The 15134-nt window shown below is 44.5% G+C and carries 14 protein-coding genes; 5 read left to right on the top strand and 9 right to left on the bottom strand.

Features of this window, described 5'->3' with window-relative positions; genetic code table 11:
- Positions 1-19 precede the first annotated feature (19 nt).
- On the top strand, positions 20-277 hold the full coding sequence (gene rpmA / locus ACHUET_RS09275; protein WP_058025936.1) for a 50S ribosomal protein L27: 258 nt from the start codon (positions 20-22) through the stop codon (positions 275-277).
- Between the two features lie 506 nt (positions 278-783).
- On the top strand, positions 784-1431 hold the full coding sequence (lolA, locus tag ACHUET_RS09270) for an outer membrane lipoprotein periplasmic chaperone LolA (protein ID WP_463556444.1): 648 nt from the start codon (positions 784-786) through the stop codon (positions 1429-1431).
- A gap of 168 nt (positions 1432-1599) precedes the next feature.
- On the opposite strand, the gene scpB is transcribed toward lolA, so the two are convergent.
- From scpB to mrdA, 9 genes are all read right to left on the bottom strand, one after another.
- Entirely contained in the window at positions 1600-2211 is a 612-nt protein-coding gene (scpB, locus tag ACHUET_RS09265; protein WP_394212333.1) for an SMC-Scp complex subunit ScpB, read from the bottom strand.
- Positions 2212-2281: 70 nt separating this feature from the next.
- Positions 2282-3121 (bottom strand): segregation and condensation protein A, encoded by an 840-nt coding sequence (locus ACHUET_RS09260; protein ID WP_394212332.1) that lies wholly within the window; start codon positions 3119-3121, stop codon positions 2282-2284.
- A 5-nt stretch (positions 3122-3126) separates the two neighbouring features.
- Positions 3127-3738: an O-methyltransferase gene (locus ACHUET_RS09255; RefSeq protein WP_394212330.1), complete on the bottom strand. Its 612-nt coding sequence runs from the start codon at positions 3736-3738 to the stop codon at positions 3127-3129.
- 27 nt (positions 3739-3765) lie between these two features.
- Positions 3766-4851, bottom strand: a complete 1086-nt coding sequence (locus ACHUET_RS09250) for a tryptophan--tRNA ligase (protein WP_394212328.1) — start codon at positions 4849-4851, stop codon at positions 3766-3768.
- Between the two features lie 116 nt (positions 4852-4967).
- Positions 4968-6056, bottom strand: a complete 1089-nt coding sequence (locus ACHUET_RS09245) for a lysophospholipid acyltransferase family protein (RefSeq protein ID WP_394212327.1) — start codon at positions 6054-6056, stop codon at positions 4968-4970.
- A gap of 392 nt (positions 6057-6448) precedes the next feature.
- Positions 6449-6835: a 30S ribosomal protein S9 gene (gene rpsI, locus ACHUET_RS09240; protein ID WP_058025929.1), complete on the bottom strand. Its 387-nt coding sequence runs from the start codon at positions 6833-6835 to the stop codon at positions 6449-6451.
- A 10-nt stretch (positions 6836-6845) separates the two neighbouring features.
- Positions 6846-7274 (bottom strand): 50S ribosomal protein L13, encoded by a 429-nt coding sequence (gene rplM, locus ACHUET_RS09235; protein ID WP_201598506.1) that lies wholly within the window; start codon positions 7272-7274, stop codon positions 6846-6848.
- 253 nt (positions 7275-7527) lie between these two features.
- On the bottom strand, positions 7528-8214 hold the full coding sequence (gene rsmD / locus ACHUET_RS09230) for a 16S rRNA (guanine(966)-N(2))-methyltransferase RsmD (protein ID WP_394212325.1): 687 nt from the start codon (positions 8212-8214) through the stop codon (positions 7528-7530).
- A gap of 88 nt (positions 8215-8302) precedes the next feature.
- Positions 8303-10288, bottom strand: coding sequence for a penicillin-binding protein 2 (mrdA, locus tag ACHUET_RS09225; protein WP_394212323.1), 1986 nt, complete (start codon positions 10286-10288; stop codon positions 8303-8305).
- Positions 10289-10781: 493 nt separating this feature from the next.
- Between mrdA and ACHUET_RS09220 the strand changes: the two genes are divergently transcribed.
- The 3 genes from ACHUET_RS09220 (at position 10782) to ACHUET_RS09210 (ending at position 15102) form a co-directional block, all read left to right on the top strand.
- A complete protein-coding gene (locus ACHUET_RS09220) occupies positions 10782-12116 on the top strand; it encodes a DUF445 domain-containing protein (RefSeq protein WP_394212362.1) in 1335 nt (444 codons plus the stop codon).
- 303 nt (positions 12117-12419) lie between these two features.
- The gene (locus tag ACHUET_RS09215; RefSeq protein ID WP_394212322.1) at positions 12420-14450 is read left to right on the top strand and encodes a heme lyase CcmF/NrfE family subunit; all 2031 of its coding nucleotides are present in this window, start codon (positions 12420-12422) and stop codon (positions 14448-14450) included.
- A gap of 1 nt (position 14451) precedes the next feature.
- Positions 14452-15102, top strand: a complete 651-nt coding sequence (locus ACHUET_RS09210) for a DsbE family thiol:disulfide interchange protein (RefSeq protein ID WP_394212321.1) — start codon at positions 14452-14454, stop codon at positions 15100-15102.
- Positions 15103-15134: the final 32 nt, after the last annotated feature.

The following is a 15134-nucleotide window of genomic DNA, read 5'->3' as shown; positions in this document are numbered from 1 at the left end:
TTAACAAGGAGATTTTCTCATGGCACATAAAAAAGCTGCCGGTTCGAGCCGTAACGGTCGTGATTCAAACCCAAAAATGCTAGGCGTAAAAATCTTTGGTGGCCAAGCTATCACAGCTGGTAACATCATCGTTCGTCAACGTGGTACAGAATTCCACGCAGGCGAAGGCGTTGGCATGGGTCGTGACCATACTTTATTTGCACTAAATGATGGTGTTGTAAAGTTTGAGACCAAAGGTAAATTTAACCGTCGTTATGTAACGGTTGAAAACGCATAATTATCCGTTTAAATCATTTTATTTTTTGAATAAAATGGTTGGATAACTAAAAAGCCCTTACTGCCTGATGGTAGTAGGGGCTTTTTACGTCTATAAGAACTTATCAATTAATATTGGCTTTTGTTAGAGATTGGTTTTTGTTAGAGGTTTGGTCAGCAATTTTATATAGCATAAATACTCGTCACACTTGGCTCACTGGTTTTTTATGAGCACAGCGTTAATAATTTATCATGATAAATGCAAACTTTTACCGTGTAACTGTCTTGGTTACAAGTGTGTATGGCAGGCGTAGTAATGATTGCAAATCATGACTAGGCGCGTAATAAAAAAACTGGCACACTGTTGCCATTGCTGATTGATACCTGTTTTATAATGGTGAGATCGGCATCAATAGGAAAAATTTTAATAAGCTATTTTATTTTTAAGCAACTATTTTTAAAGCGATGATGCTTTTTTAGAGAGGATTACTGATGACTTTATCTACCAAAAAATCGACCAAACAAAAAATGATGACTGGTGCTTTAGCTGGTGTTTTAATGACGTCACTCGGCGTCGCAGCGCCTATGATAGCATTAACTCAGTCTGCTACCGCAGCGCCTGCTGATAATATGACAGCGGCCAAGCGCCTGAATAAATTACTGACCAATACCAAAAGCATGACAGCCAATTTTAGCCAGACCACCAAAGGCGCTAGTAGTGGTACGTTTACAGGCTCTATGAGTGTCCAACGTCCTAATAACTTTCGCTGGGAAACCAAGTCACCATCAGATCAGCTGATCGTTGCCAATGGTAACTCTATGTGGATCTATGACAAGGATCTAGAGCAAGCGACTAAACAAAATGTGGATAGCCAAGTAGGCAATACGCCAGCACTGTTATTATCAGGCGATCCAAGCAAGATTGATCAAAACTTTAAAATCACTCAGCCATATAGCAATAAGAACTACTATGTGTTGTACCCAAAATCTGATAATGCCAGCTTTAAGAGTCTATCAATGAGCTTTAGCGGCGGTAAACCTGTGATGATGGTATTGAACGATACGCTAGGTCAAACGACCTCTATTAAGTTTAGTGGTATCAAAATGAACCCAAGTATCAGTAGCAGTCAGTTTAAGTTTACTCCACCAAAAGGTGTTGATGTTATCAATCAATAAGGACTAGCTAATTAGTTATATTTTGCTATTTACCTAAGGTTGAAAGTATCTAAAATCGAAAGTATCTAAGATTGAAGGCACCTAAGAGTGATAGCCAAATAAAAAGGACAGATCTTATGCGATCTGTCCTTTTTTATGAGCGTAATGATAGTTTGGTCAGCAGAAAAATTAAGACATAGCTCGTATAGATTCCATATCTGGCATTGGGGGCAGCTCATCTAAATGACTCAACCCAAATGCATCTAAGAATTGTGCGGTGGTGTGAAGGAGCGCTGGGCGGCCTAAGGTCTCTTTGTAGCCTTTCTCAATGATCCACCCTTTATCAAATAGCTGGCGTAGTATATTGCTTGATAACGTCACACCGCGCACTTGCTCGATATCACTACGTGTCACGGGCTGTTTATAAGCAATGACGCTCAAAGTTTCAAGTAAGGCTTGGCTCAAACGCTCTTGACGCTGCGGAAAAACCTGCTGAATTAAGCCGCTATAGGCATCGGAAATTTGTAAGCGGTAGCCGCTGGCTGTTTCATGTAGGTTCAGCACACCAGTCTCTAACCGTCGCTCTAGCATCTCTAAGGCTTGCTTTAATGCCTTGCTAGACAATGACAAATGCTTCTTTAGCGATTGTGCTGTCAGCGGCGCCTCTGAAGCGTGTAAGAGCACCTCGATGCGCTTGCTCACGTCTTCAAGAGAGGTATGATTATCCTCAATAGAGGCAGTAGCAGCGGCACGTGTAGGTTCTGCTTTATCATGTTGCTTCGGGTCGTCAATATCTACCATCTAAAGTATGCTCTTATTTTAATATTATGTGTTCGATAACGGGCAAGCTAAGAAGTTAATGTAATACTTGCTATGCCAACCACTGTAGTGTCAGCTCTTGGGATTGATTGTCTATATCGGATGGATCGGTATCATGTTTCATTAGCGTGCTTACATCATTATCGGATTCTGTATAGACCACACCAACCAATTGCCGCTTAATCAGTTCAAGTACAGCGACAAAGCTCACGACCACGCCTATCTTACCCTGTGCTTTGTCTAGTAGCTCATAAAAGGAGCGGGCACCATCAGTACTCAGTTGCCGGCTAATACTAGCGATACGATCAGAAAGTGGTACGGCATCAGTTTTGATGGTATGCATTTGATAGTCTGGCTGTAGCTGCATTTTGAACAAGCTATCGATCAGCAGAGTAGGCGAGTAGCTAGGCAGCTCAGCATTCATAACGTCTTGACTGGGCATACTGACCATTGCTAAAAAAACATCACGCTCTAAGCGTACCAAATCATCTAAGCGCTGACTGGCCACTTTGATTTGCGCGTACTCTTCTAGGCGCTCAATCAGCTCGGCTTTTGGATCACGCTCGTCGGTTGGGGTGTCAGGAGTAGGCAATAGTAATTCGGTTTTGATTGCAATGAGCGTCGACGCCATTAGCAGATAATCGCCTGCCAATTCAAAGTGCTCAGTATCCAACTCACTGATATAAGCCAAATACTGCTCAGTAATGGGTAGAATCGGCATTTGCGTCAAATCAACGTTGTTTTTTTTGACCAAATACAATAAGAAATCTAACGGACCTGCAAATTGCTCTAGCCAAATCGCAAACGCTTGCGGCGGGACATAAAGATCGTCTGGTAGATGCTGTACTGGCGTCTGATAAATGCGCAGCGCAGTCGTGTTGGATGTATCCATAATACTTAATGTTCCTGGCGCACTGCCATAAATAGTCCAGCACCAACATCTAACGTATGACAAATATAACGAGAATCATTGGTGAATTCTGCCAAGAACTCGCTCACCTCATCACGATGAGAGATGACATTATCGACAATAAGTACACTACCGACGTCCAATGCGTTATGCAGACCTCGGATATAGTCAATATAGAATTGCCGCTCTGCATCCAAAAATACCAAGTCAAAGACATCTTCATTGCTATTTAAAAAAATAAAGGCGTCTTGTACGATTAATCTAACAGAGTCAGATAGCCCCGTATTTTGCAGATGCTGGCGAGCAGCATCACTGCGGCTTTTATCGATGTCTAACGATATAAAGTCATATTGAGCCTGATGCCGTAGACCATAAGCCAGCCATAATGTCGAAAAACCCGTTGAAGTACCAATCTCTAATACTTTATTTGGCTTGGTTATCGTAGCAATATTGGCCAAAAATTCAGCAGACTCTGGCTCTACATGGCGGTGACGATTGAGTCTGTCTACTTGCTTAGAATCATACGTACTGTCAGCCTTATATAAAGACTGGCAGTACGACAAAAAATGAGTACGCTCAAAAGACTTATGTACCGACATAAATTATATCCACCGATAACTTATGTGTTACTTAAGCTTGGCAAGTGGGCGGATACCAATAGCGCGGCGCGTCTTGTCTAATTGCTTACGACTATGGCGACGCGCTTTTTCTGCACCCATTTGTAGGATTTCTTCTAGCTCTTTTGGATTGGCCATGAGCTCTTCGTAACGCGCTCGGAACGGCGCAATCTCATCATTGATTTTATCAAATAGTGCTTGCTTAGCGTCACCCCAGCCAATACCTGCGGCGTATTGCGCACGCATATCAGCGATTTCTTCAGGCGTGGCGAATGCTTTATATATCTCAAACAGGGCAGAGTCATCAGGATCTTTTGGCTCATCAGGCAGCTGTGAGTTGGTGACGATTTTCATGATGGCTTTGTGCATTTGTGTTTCAGAGCTAACTTGCGGATTCGGCTCGCCAAACAATGGAATGGTGTTGCTATAACTCTTACTCATTTTGCGGCCGTCTAGGCCAGTAAGTAGTGGTATATCATTGTCTACCACTGCTGACGGTAGGGTAAAGAGCGTTTTATAACGATGGTTAAACGTACCAGCCATGTCACGTGCCATTTCAATGTGCTGGATTTGGTCGCGGCCAACAGGCACATGCGTGGCATTAAACATCAAAATATCAGCGGCCATCAATACAGGATAGCCAAACAAACCCATGTTAATCCCTTGATCAGCATCAACGTCTTCTTTTTCCATATTAGCATCGACTGCTGCTTTGTAGGCATGAGCGCGGTTCATGAGGCCTTTGGCACATGAGGAGCTCAAAATCCATGACAATTCTAGAATCTCAGGCACATCTGACTGACGATAAAAGGTCACGCGCTCAGGATCGAGACCACAGGCGAGCCATGTCGCGGCAATGGCTTTGGTTGACTCGTGAATGATCGCAGGATCATGGCAACCAATAATACTGTGATAATCCGCTAAGAAGAAAAACGCATCGTCATTGCTGTTTTGAATAGACTCGATGGCAGGACGAATCGCGCCAACATAGTTACCAAGGTGCGGAATGCCAGTCGGTTTAATGCCAGTTAGAATGCGCTTGGCTTCGGTTGAGTTATCAGAGGTTTGGCTGTCAGAAGTACGGTTGTTACTCATGAGAAATCCGTTATTTTGTTTATCAAATTATTATAAATGTATGATCAAAGGGTCAAAATACTAATCGCAAAGTATAGCAAATTTTTCAAGCTGTTTTCTTAGCAATCATCGTCTGCTTATTTGTAAATATCAGTACGACCATTTGGCCCATGTTTAAAGCGACGATGAAACCACATCCACTGAGTAGGGTCGATACGTATCAGTCCTTCTAAGACTTCATTAACCCGAGTGGCATCCGCAACCTCATCTTGACTTGGATAGTTTTCTAACTCCGGGGTGATGGTCAGGTGATAATGTGGGCGTTTGCCACGTGGTAGATTATCTGGTGTCTGCCGATAGGTATGTAGCGCCATCACGGCGGGCGGATGCGTTTTGCTGCCTAATTTTGCCATACGGCGTGATGCGGTAATCGTTGCTGCCGGCACCCCAAAAAATGGCGCCATGACCCCTTGTTTAAGACCATAGTCCTGATCGGGAGAATACCAAATCACATGACCTGCTTTGATAGAGGTGACTAAGCTACGCATATCACGGCTGGAGATTTGCTTACCAAATATATTGGTACGACCATTATAAATAAACCAATCGAGTAGAGGGTTATTCTGTGTACGATACATACAATCGACAGGGAAGAATTGCGCACACAGTAAGCCGCCCAGATCGAGCATCGTATAATGCGCACCCAATAGAATAACCGGACGCTGCTCGTTTTGCGCATTAACAAGATGCTGTAACCCCGAAATAGATACCGTTCTAGTAAATATATTTGGACGGAACCAAGCACATAGGGTTTCAAACACGCCAATACCTTGATTGACAAAGACTTGCTTGGCCATCGACTCACGCTCAGCTTCCGGCTTTTCTGGAAATACCAGCTTTAAGTTAATCAGAGTGTCACGCCTACGTGAGCCTACAGCGCTATAAATCAATATGCCGAGCTTACGACCTAGCCAAAATTGCCAGCGTAGTGGCAGATATATCATGGGTAATATCATCAAGAACAATAACCAGATCCCCCAATACTTTGGCAATAAAAACTGCCATTGAAAGGGCTTGTTTTCTGCTTGCGCGGTACGCTTTTGATTTTGCGTAATCGTTGGGGTGCCAGCAGGTATGGCAGGTGACTTAGTCGACTGCTTGGTACTAGGCGGTACGCTACTATTATTCGATGGTTTGCTGGGATCGTATTGTTCTGGCGCTTTCATAATATCCTTCTGCCACACCGTATATCACATTGCAGCTAATGATGAAAAGTTATTGATATGATGGGGTAGGCTCAAACGCTTTGCAAGTTAGAATTTTTAGAAGGTGTCTACTATGCAGTATCGATATGCATTACTTTTCTATAATGAAGTCTTAAAGAGAAATAGTGATAATAAGTGTCGCTATAGGGAGAGTCGTACAGTGAAAGCCGTTATATAGAAATAGCCACATGAGTAGTACGCCTTCAACAGATATAAAAAACCTTGAGACATAAAAAAACCTTATAAGCTGTGACCAGCTTATAAGGTTTTGCAAAACGCTTCTCTTACTTGAGTTTGCTACCATCGCTCCGAGAAAAAGACAACAGTAGCAAAAAGATAAGAAAGTGCTTTGATTAACGTTTTGAGAACTGTGGACGTTTACGTGCTTTACGTAGACCCAGTTTCTTACGTTCAACTTGACGTGAATCACGAGTAACAAAACCAGCTGCTTTTAGGGCAGGCTTCAAAGTTTCGTCAGCTTCGATCAATGCACGTGTGATGCCGTGGCGGATTGCGCCAGCTTGACCACTGATACCACCGCCTGCAACAGTGACATATAAGTCATATTGGTTAGCAGAGTCTAGTAGTTCTAATGGCTGACGAACAACCATGCGTGAAGTTTCACGGCTGAAGTATTCGTCTAATGGCTTACCGTTAACAACGATACTACCAGTACCTTTTGATAAAAAGACACGAGCAGTAGACGTCTTGCGGCGACCAGTTCCGTAATTGCGTTCCATAAGTATATCCTTAGATGTCTAGTTCTTTAGGTTGCTGTGCAGTATGTGGATGTTCAGTACCCGCATATAGTTTCAGCTTCTTGATCATCGCATAGCCAAGAGGGCCCTTTGGAAGCATACCCTTAACTGCTTTGTGTAGAACATCTTCAGGCTTATGTGCAATCAGCTTTGTGAAGTTGGTTTCTTTAATACCACCTGGGTAGCCGCTGTGACGATAGTACTTTTTGTCTTGCGCTTTCTTACCCGTTACCGCGATTTTTTCTGCGTTGATGACAACAATGAAGTCACCAGTATCTACGTGCGGAGTATAAGAAGGCTTGTGCTTGCCACGTAAGCGACTAGCGATTTGAGTGGCTAAGCGACCAAGGGTTTTGCCGTCAGCATCTACGACATACCAGTCATGGGTCACTTCAGCTGGTTTTGCACTAAGTGTTTTCATGATAAAACCTTAAAATTAGAATTCGTTGAGAGTTTAGCTGGGAACGGGGCTCTCAAAAAACAGACTGCACATTATAAGCAGTAGCGCCTACGCTTGCAAGCTGCATTGGGGTTTATTTTCGCCTTTATACATTAAACTGCAGCGTTTGGCCAGTTTTTAAGCGGTTTTAAACATTTTTACAGGTATTGAATGGTTTTACTAAATATTGCTTATTACACAATAACTAACGATGCTTTTAGATATTGCTGTGCAATTATGACGGTGACAGCTGATAAAGTCCAGCGACAACTTGTCCAACTTTGGTTTGTTTCAAGCATTCAAAGCGGATTGTCTGCTGAGTTGTCTCTAGTTGGGTGTCCCGATTTTCATTAAGCCTCTCTTCTAGTTGCTCAAGCTGAGGTGTTAAATCTTTATCCGCTTCTAAGTAAATCAGCGTTGATTGGTCAATCAATGCATTGGTAATCAACGCACTCAAAATAGGCTGCCATAGATCCTGAGCATAAGGTGGATCGATGAATACGATATCAAACGGGTGCTCGATCAATTGATTTTGACTCAGTATTTGCTCAGCCGTGCCAGTGATGACTTGATAAGTAGCCGGATCAAGGCGTAGCTGCTCGGCACTTTGACGCAGCATATTACTTTGCGCTGCATTGATTTCGATAAAAGTAGTATGCGCCGCACCTCGGGACAATGCCTCAAACCCTAACACACCGCTGCCCGCACAGCTATCGAGTACGCGTGCACCATGAATATCAGCCAGTAGCCAGTTAAATAATGTCTCTCGCAGGCGGTCGGGCGTTGGGCGTAGACCATCTGCATCGATGAAGCTGACAATACGGCGCTTGAACTGCCCGCCAATGATACGCACATCACCGGCTGCGGCACTTTTTGCTTTAAGGTTCTTTTTGGCTGCGCGCCCGCTTGTAGGTTTTTTCATGCTAGAGTCTCTTTTATTGTCTTTTTTCTGAGGCATCTCTACTTATTAGACATGACGTTAATGATTAGAAATGTCTATTAAAATGTCGCTATTCAGAGGTGGCTGCTGCTGTTTGTGCTTCTGCTGCTTCCTGTTCTGCTAACGCTTTTGCTTCTTTTTCACGCAATGCGTCTTTCATGGCTTTTTCAAAAGCCTTTTGACGCTTGATGACTTTGAGCTCATCGGCTGAAGGGGGCAATATCGGATCAGTTTTGCGTTGTAGCATCCAGTAATCAAATAGGGCACGGCCAATAGGAGCGGCGGTTGTACTACCACCGCCACCGTTTTCGACCAATACAGCAAGTGCAATCTGTGGATCTTCTACGGGCGCAAAGCCATTGAACCACGCATGATCCCAATGACGCTTATCGATTGCCGATTTATCATAGCGTTTGCCTTGAGCGATAGACTTCACCTGTGCAGTACCAGTTTTGCCAGCGATACGATAGCGCGGGGTATAGATGCCGCGACCTGTGCCGTTTTCTACCACGCTTTCCATCGCAGCATGCATACGTAGCCAGTCAGAAGGCTGACCGTTGTATTCAATTTTGCCATCCGGTTTGGTGATCACTTTTACCTCTGCCGCGCCGTCGCTGCTTTTTAGCAAATGCGGGGTAATGTGATTTCCTTTATTTGCGGTCATGGCTGTGGCGTTGGCAATCTGTAGTGGCGTTGCCAAGAAATAGCCTTGTCCAATACTAACAGAGATGGTTTCACCCGGTAGCCAGTCTTTATCGTAAGTGTCTTTTTTCCATTTTGGTGATGGCATAATGCCTGATTTTTCATTAGGAAGATCAATGCCTGTCTTGTCACCAAAGCCAAAGCGCACCATCCAGTCGTGCAGACGTTGAATACCCATCTCATAAGCCAGTTTGTAATAGTAAGTATCAACCGACATTTGGATAGATTTTTTCAAATCAACCGTACCATGACCCCCACGCTTCCAGTCACGGAATCGATGGCTGTCTCCTGGTAAACTAAAATAGCCAGGATCATAAATAGTACTGTTCCAATCTCGCAAGCCGTAGTGAATACCGCCTAGACCCTCAAATGGTTTGATGGTCGAGCCAGGTGGGTAAGTGCCTTGGAGCGCCCGATTATATAGCGGCTGATCAAGGTCTTCCCGTAGCGCATCATAGTCTTTGAAAGAGATACCTGATATGAAAGGGTTTGGGTCATAGCTTGGGTTACTGACAAATGCCAGCACGTCGCCGTTTTTGGGATCTATTGCGACGATTGCACCGCGGCGTCCGTCTAGCTGCTGTTGGGCGATCTTTTGCAGCCCATAATCTAAGCTCAACGTGATATCGTTACCAGAGGTAGGCGGTTTGGTATCTAATTGACGCAAAATATTGCCGTGAGCATCCGTTTCTACCGATTGGTAACCGGGCTGCCCAAGCAAAATATCTTCGTAATAGTCTTCAATACCAATTTTACCAATCAGATCAGTACCTGCATAGCGGTCCTTATCAATACGCTTAGACTCTTTATCGTTAATACGACCAACGTAACCGATCACATGAGCAAACAGCTCATCATAGGGATAATCACGCGTCAGCTTACTTTGGATAGAGACACCGCGAAAGAACGGCTTACGCTCACTAAATTGAGCCAGCTGTGCCTCTGTTAAGTCGATTTTGATGGTCACAGGGTCGTTTTTGTTTTTGCTCAAGCGCGCCAAAATATCTGTGATGTCTTCTTCTGTCAGATCAAAGATGGGGGCTAACAAGTTTAAGGTGCGCTCAGGGTTGTCAATCTCGTCAGGACTTAGCATAGCCGTAAAGACTGGCTGGTTATCCGCCAAAATGATTCCATTACGATCATAAATATAACCGCGGCTAGGTGGTGCAGATATGAGCTTGATGCGGTTGTTGTCCGCCTGCGTGGTGTACTTATCATGGGCATAGACTTGCAAATAACCATAACGCATTATCAGGCCGCCCAAACCCAGCAATATTAAAATCCCAAAGATAATAATACGGTTGGTAAAGGTACTGTTGACCTGTTCGGTATTGGGAGTTAGCGGTTTATTCATAGAAAATCAGAGCCCAATCGGTCAGTGAGTCAATAAAAGCAGGATACATGGGCGGGTTAGTTAACCAAAGTGCGGTGAGTCTAAAGGATAATACAAAGGATTTCAATCACATAGAGCTATATGATCTAAAATCAACGCGCATTGATTTGTACGTAGATGGTGTCTATCGTTTGACTACAAATTATAACAGAACAAATGAGAAGGCGCAGTACTCAGCCACTTATTTTGTTGTGACCATACGCTATATAAGCGATGAGCCATATTAATCCCTTTATTATCAGATGCAGGGCATGAAATGTGTCATCTTTAGTCACAACTTGCCAAGGGTCTACATGTGCTAATAAATGGCAAGTATGCTAAAATCAGGCGATTTATTTATAGCAGTTATTATGGGCAGAGCGTCTTTTTGAAACGTTCTAATTTTGCTAACGGCTTGTTATCGGTAACGACAATATTAGCAACGACAATCAACCTGTCAGGAACTAGAGAAGTCATGGACGTAAATTCATTGTGGCAGACGATAACTGAGCACCCAGAGTTTTTTGCCATGCTGACCATTCCACCAGTGACGGCATTCGTCACTTGGGTACATGTGTGGATGGCGCTCAAGATGCTGTTTTATCCGATTAAGTTTTGGGGTATTCGTATTCCAAACTTCCCATTCTTTGGGTTGCCGGGTATTGGCTGGCAAGGTATTGTCCCCCGTAAAGCGGGTAAAATATCGGGTGTTATCGTTGATCAGACATTGTCAAAGCTCGGTTCGCTGGATGAGTTTTTCAAAGCGATGGAACCGGAGCAAATGGCGCTATTTGTCACTGATACGGTTGACAAAAACCTTGAGCCGTTGATTGATGAGATTATGCTCGATCATTCACCCGCATTATGGGGTAACCTACCTTATGCCCTAAAGCGCCGTGTCTATGCCCAAGCCCATAAAGAGCTGCCTAGTATCATGCAGTCGCTGGTGACAGATTTGACTTATCATGTCGAAGATCTGGTCGATATGCGCAAGATGATCGTTAATACGATGGAGAACGATCGTCGCCTGATGGTCAATATGTTCTTAAAAGTCGGTCAAAAAGAAATCGATTTTATTTGGCATATCAGTGCTTTGATTGGGTTAGTGTTTGGTATTATCCAGATGTTTATATTTTTGGTGGTGCCGCAGCATTGGACTGTACCGTTTTTTGCCGCGATTTGGGGCTTTTTGACCAATTGGATTGCCATTTGGATGGTGTTTAATCCAGTGGAGCCGCATTTTATCCCGTATTTGAAACTTTTTTCGGTACAGAGCCGCTTCCCCTTTATCAAACCAGTCATGCCGCATATCGCAAGGTATTGTCTGCAAGGTGGCTTTATGAAGCGCCAAGAGGAAGTTTCGGAAGTTTTTGCTGAGATTGTGGTAAAAGATTTGGTTACTTTAGAGAACATCATGAACGAGATGATGTATGGTGATCGCTCAGCACAAACTCGTGAATTGATGAAATCACACCTATATACGGTACTAGAGTCACCAGTAATCAGCACGACATTACGTGTGGGATTGGGCCGCCGTGATTATGGGCAGCTGAAAAATACCATTATTGACAAATCGATTGTGGCAACGATGGTACCGCTGCGTGATCCTGAGCTCAATGAAAGTCGAGCCAGTAAAATATTTGGGCTGTTTCGCGATAGAATACGCGCGCTGACGCCGAATGAGTTTCAGAATCTACTGCGTCCAGCTTTTCGTGAAGATGAGATGACCTTGATTGTTTTGGGTGGTTTGACTGGATTTTTGGCAGGGTGGCTGCATCTTGTGCTAGTGTTCTTTCCCTCGATGCAGTAATACTGGTATTGTGAGTAATAAAACAATGATAAGTATTTTTAAATGGTAACAAGCAACAATATCTAATAGAGTTTGGACAAATAAAAGAATATAAAATAAACCACAATGAAGCATTTTGTATCAACCATTCAGATTGATACGTCACAATGATAGTAGCGGGTTTTAGGTGCTTCTACAGCTATCGAAACCTCAGTTTTTAACCGTAAACTATGACCGCATAAAGGACTATTTAGCGTTTGCCAGTGGCTCACAATGCCATCGGTGAACCCTTAATGGTATCTAAGGTAAACAGGGTTAGACCGTATGTTAATCACAGAATTGGGTTATTTTGCCTTGCTGGCCGCTTTTATACTGGCGATTTTGCAGGTGGTGCTACCAACCATTGGTGTCATGCGCGACCACGTCGCTTGGCAACGTCTAGCACCAAGTCTTGCATGGGCGCAGTTTGCGGCCATGGTCATATCATTTGCTGCACTGATGGCAGGCTTTTATTACAACGATTTTAGTCTCGTCTACGTCACTCAGCACTCCAATACGTTGCTGCCTTGGTATTACAAGCTGTCTGCAACGTGGGGCGGGCATGAAGGGTCATTGCTACTGTGGATGACCATTATGGCCACTTGGTGTGCGCTGGTGTCTTATTTTAGCCGCGGATTACCGCTGTCCATGCGTGCGCGTGTCCTTGTGATATTGGCAGGCGTGCAGATGATGATGCTAGCGATGCTGATCTTTACCTCGTCACCATTTGATCGTACCTTGCCCAATTTGCCAGTTGATGGCGCGGATCTAAACCCTGTCTTGCAAGATTTTGGTTTGATTATTCATCCGCCGATGCTCTACATGGGTTATGTGGGTATGGTCGTGCCATTTGCTTTTTGTATGGCAGCGTTGTGGGAAGGGCGTTTGGATGCGGTCTGGACACGCTGGTCGCGTCCGTGGGCGCTAGCGGCTTGGGGTTTCTTAACGGTTGGTATCGCACTTGGCTCATGGTGGGCTTATTATGAGCTTGGCTGGGGCGGCTGGTGGTTTTGGGATCCAGTAGAGAACGCCTCACTGATGCCATGGCTCGCAGGTACGGCATTGCTACATTCGCTTGCCGTCACTGAAAAGCGCGGTGTGTTCAAAGCATGGACGATCATGCTTGCCATTTTTGCCTTTGCACTTAGTTTGCTAGGCACATTCCTCGTCCGTTCAGGCGTTATTACTTCAGTCCATTCATTTGCTGCTGACCCGACGCGTGGTCTCGTTATTCTAGCCATTCTTGGCGTGATTATCGGCGGTGGTCTGCTGATGTTTGCGGTACGTGGTTGGCGTTTGACGGTTGAAAGCCAGTATCGACTGATCTCACGCGAGTCGTTCTTGGTGATTAACAACGTCATTATTTTGATTTCGACCTTGGTTGTCCTACTTGGTACGCTATACCCCATTATCGCTGATTCTTTTGGCTTAGGTCAGGTATCGGTCGGCCCTCCGTACTTTAATGCGCTATTTGTGCCATTGACATGGTTGCTGCTCATCGCGATGGGGATGGGCTCTAATATCCGCTGGAAACAAGACAGCCGCCCATTATTGGGTGCTGGCATGGTTATCGCTGTGAGCAGTCTGGTATTGGCGGCGATTATCGCTTATTTTACAAGTCCATCAGCGATGCTAAATATTGGCGTCACGTTGGCAGTGAGCTTTTGGGTACTCTTATGGATGGTGGTCGACTTTAGAGACAAAACCAAGAATGCACCGAGCCGTTTAAACGGACTACGCCAGCTGCGTCTAAGCTATTGGGGTCAACAAATCGCTCATATCGGGGTGCTCGTTGCGGTCATTGGTGTGGCATTTACCAGTACACTCAGTATTGAACGTGATGTGGCGCTGGGACCAAATGATAGTGTCAATGTCCAAGGTTATGACTTTACAGTAAAAGGTTTTAGCGAAGTAAAAGGCAGTAACTTTGACGCCACGCAAGCCGAGGTATCGGTGAGCAAAGACGGTCAAACGGTGACGACGCTACATCCTGAAAAACGTAACTATATTATCAGTATGATGCCAATGACCGAGGCGGCGATTGATGCCAGCCTTATGCGTGATGTGTATGTCGCACTTGGTGAGCCAATTGCTGAGGATAGCAACGAGTGGGCGTTCCGTATCTATGTCAAACCGCTGATTCGCTGGATATGGCTAGGTGCGCTTATTATGGCGTTTGGCGCATTGCTCAGCATGCTAGACAATCGTTATCGTATTAAGAAAACCAGAACACCTGCGCAAATCGCCGCCAAAAAATCAGGCTTTGCTACGGTTGCAGATTTGGAATCGCAAGCTATCAAGACAGGGGATCAGTAACATGACGACCTCAAACAATGCACCTGATAAACAGACTCAGCAAAGCAATAAGAATACCAAACGCAAAAAGTCACTCAAGTTAGGATTTTTGATTCCGCTGGTGATTTTCATTGGTCTGGTTGCCATGCTATACATGCGCTTGGGCAAACCGACGGATATCGTGACGAACACAGCACTTGAGCGTCCAGTTCCCGCTTTTGAGTTGCCATTGTTATCCGATACCAGTCGTATCGTGACCAATGATAACCTGCCTGATGAACCGTTCTTGATGAATATCTGGGGATCATGGTGTCCTACTTGCATCATCGAGCATCCTTTCTTAATGAAATTGGAGGAGCGCGGTGTGAACTTGGTAGGTGTCAACTACAAAGATGACATCGGTAATGCACTCGGATACCTGAACAAAGGCGGCGATCCCTTTTCGATGTCTATTCAGGATCTATCGGGGCAGTTTGCTTTAGATTTAGGATTAACTGGCGCGCCTGAGACTTTTGTCGTCGATGGTGAAGGGATTATTCGTCAGCATATTATCGGTGAGGTCAATGAGAGCAACTGGCAAAGCCGTATCGCGCCTTGCTTGATGGTGCTTAATAATGCCAATAATAATGGCGTTAGTTTAGATCCAAGTCAGGTTGAGGAGGCGTGTCAATGATAGCCTATCAAATAAAATCCGTTACGATAAAA

It is taken from the genome of Psychrobacter piscatorii (genome assembly GCF_043641605.1).
GTDB lineage: Bacteria > Pseudomonadota > Gammaproteobacteria > Pseudomonadales > Moraxellaceae > Psychrobacter > Psychrobacter piscatorii_C.
Note: the sequence above shows the minus strand (reverse complement) of the source record. Positions and strands in the feature narration are given on the sequence as shown.

Excerpts from the sequence above, each read along its gene's own strand:
- rpmA (WP_058025936.1), top strand. The coding sequence starts at position 20 with ATGGCACATAAAAAAGCTGCCGGTTCGAGCCGTAACGGTCGTGATTCA.
- lolA (WP_463556444.1), top strand. The coding sequence starts at position 784 with ATGATGACTGGTGCTTTAGCTGGTGTTTTAATGACGTCACTCGGCGTC.
- scpB (WP_394212333.1), bottom strand. The coding sequence starts at position 2,211 with ATGGTAGATATTGACGACCCGAAGCAACATGATAAAGCAGAACCTACA.
- ACHUET_RS09260 (WP_394212332.1), bottom strand. The coding sequence starts at position 3,121 with ATGGATACATCCAACACGACTGCGCTGCGCATTTATCAGACGCCAGTA.
- ACHUET_RS09255 (WP_394212330.1), bottom strand. The coding sequence starts at position 3,738 with ATGTCGGTACATAAGTCTTTTGAGCGTACTCATTTTTTGTCGTACTGC.
- ACHUET_RS09250 (WP_394212328.1), bottom strand. The coding sequence starts at position 4,851 with ATGAGTAACAACCGTACTTCTGACAGCCAAACCTCTGATAACTCAACC.
- ACHUET_RS09245 (WP_394212327.1), bottom strand. The coding sequence starts at position 6,056 with ATGAAAGCGCCAGAACAATACGATCCCAGCAAACCATCGAATAATAGT.
- rpsI (WP_058025929.1), bottom strand. The coding sequence starts at position 6,835 with ATGGAACGCAATTACGGAACTGGTCGCCGCAAGACGTCTACTGCTCGT.
- rplM (WP_201598506.1), bottom strand. The coding sequence starts at position 7,274 with ATGAAAACACTTAGTGCAAAACCAGCTGAAGTGACCCATGACTGGTAT.
- rsmD (WP_394212325.1), bottom strand. The coding sequence starts at position 8,214 with ATGAAAAAACCTACAAGCGGGCGCGCAGCCAAAAAGAACCTTAAAGCA.
- mrdA (WP_394212323.1), bottom strand. The coding sequence starts at position 10,288 with ATGAATAAACCGCTAACTCCCAATACCGAACAGGTCAACAGTACCTTT.
- ACHUET_RS09220 (WP_394212362.1), top strand. The coding sequence starts at position 10,782 with ATGGACGTAAATTCATTGTGGCAGACGATAACTGAGCACCCAGAGTTT.
- ACHUET_RS09215 (WP_394212322.1), top strand. The coding sequence starts at position 12,420 with ATGTTAATCACAGAATTGGGTTATTTTGCCTTGCTGGCCGCTTTTATA.
- ACHUET_RS09210 (WP_394212321.1), top strand. The coding sequence starts at position 14,452 with ATGACGACCTCAAACAATGCACCTGATAAACAGACTCAGCAAAGCAAT.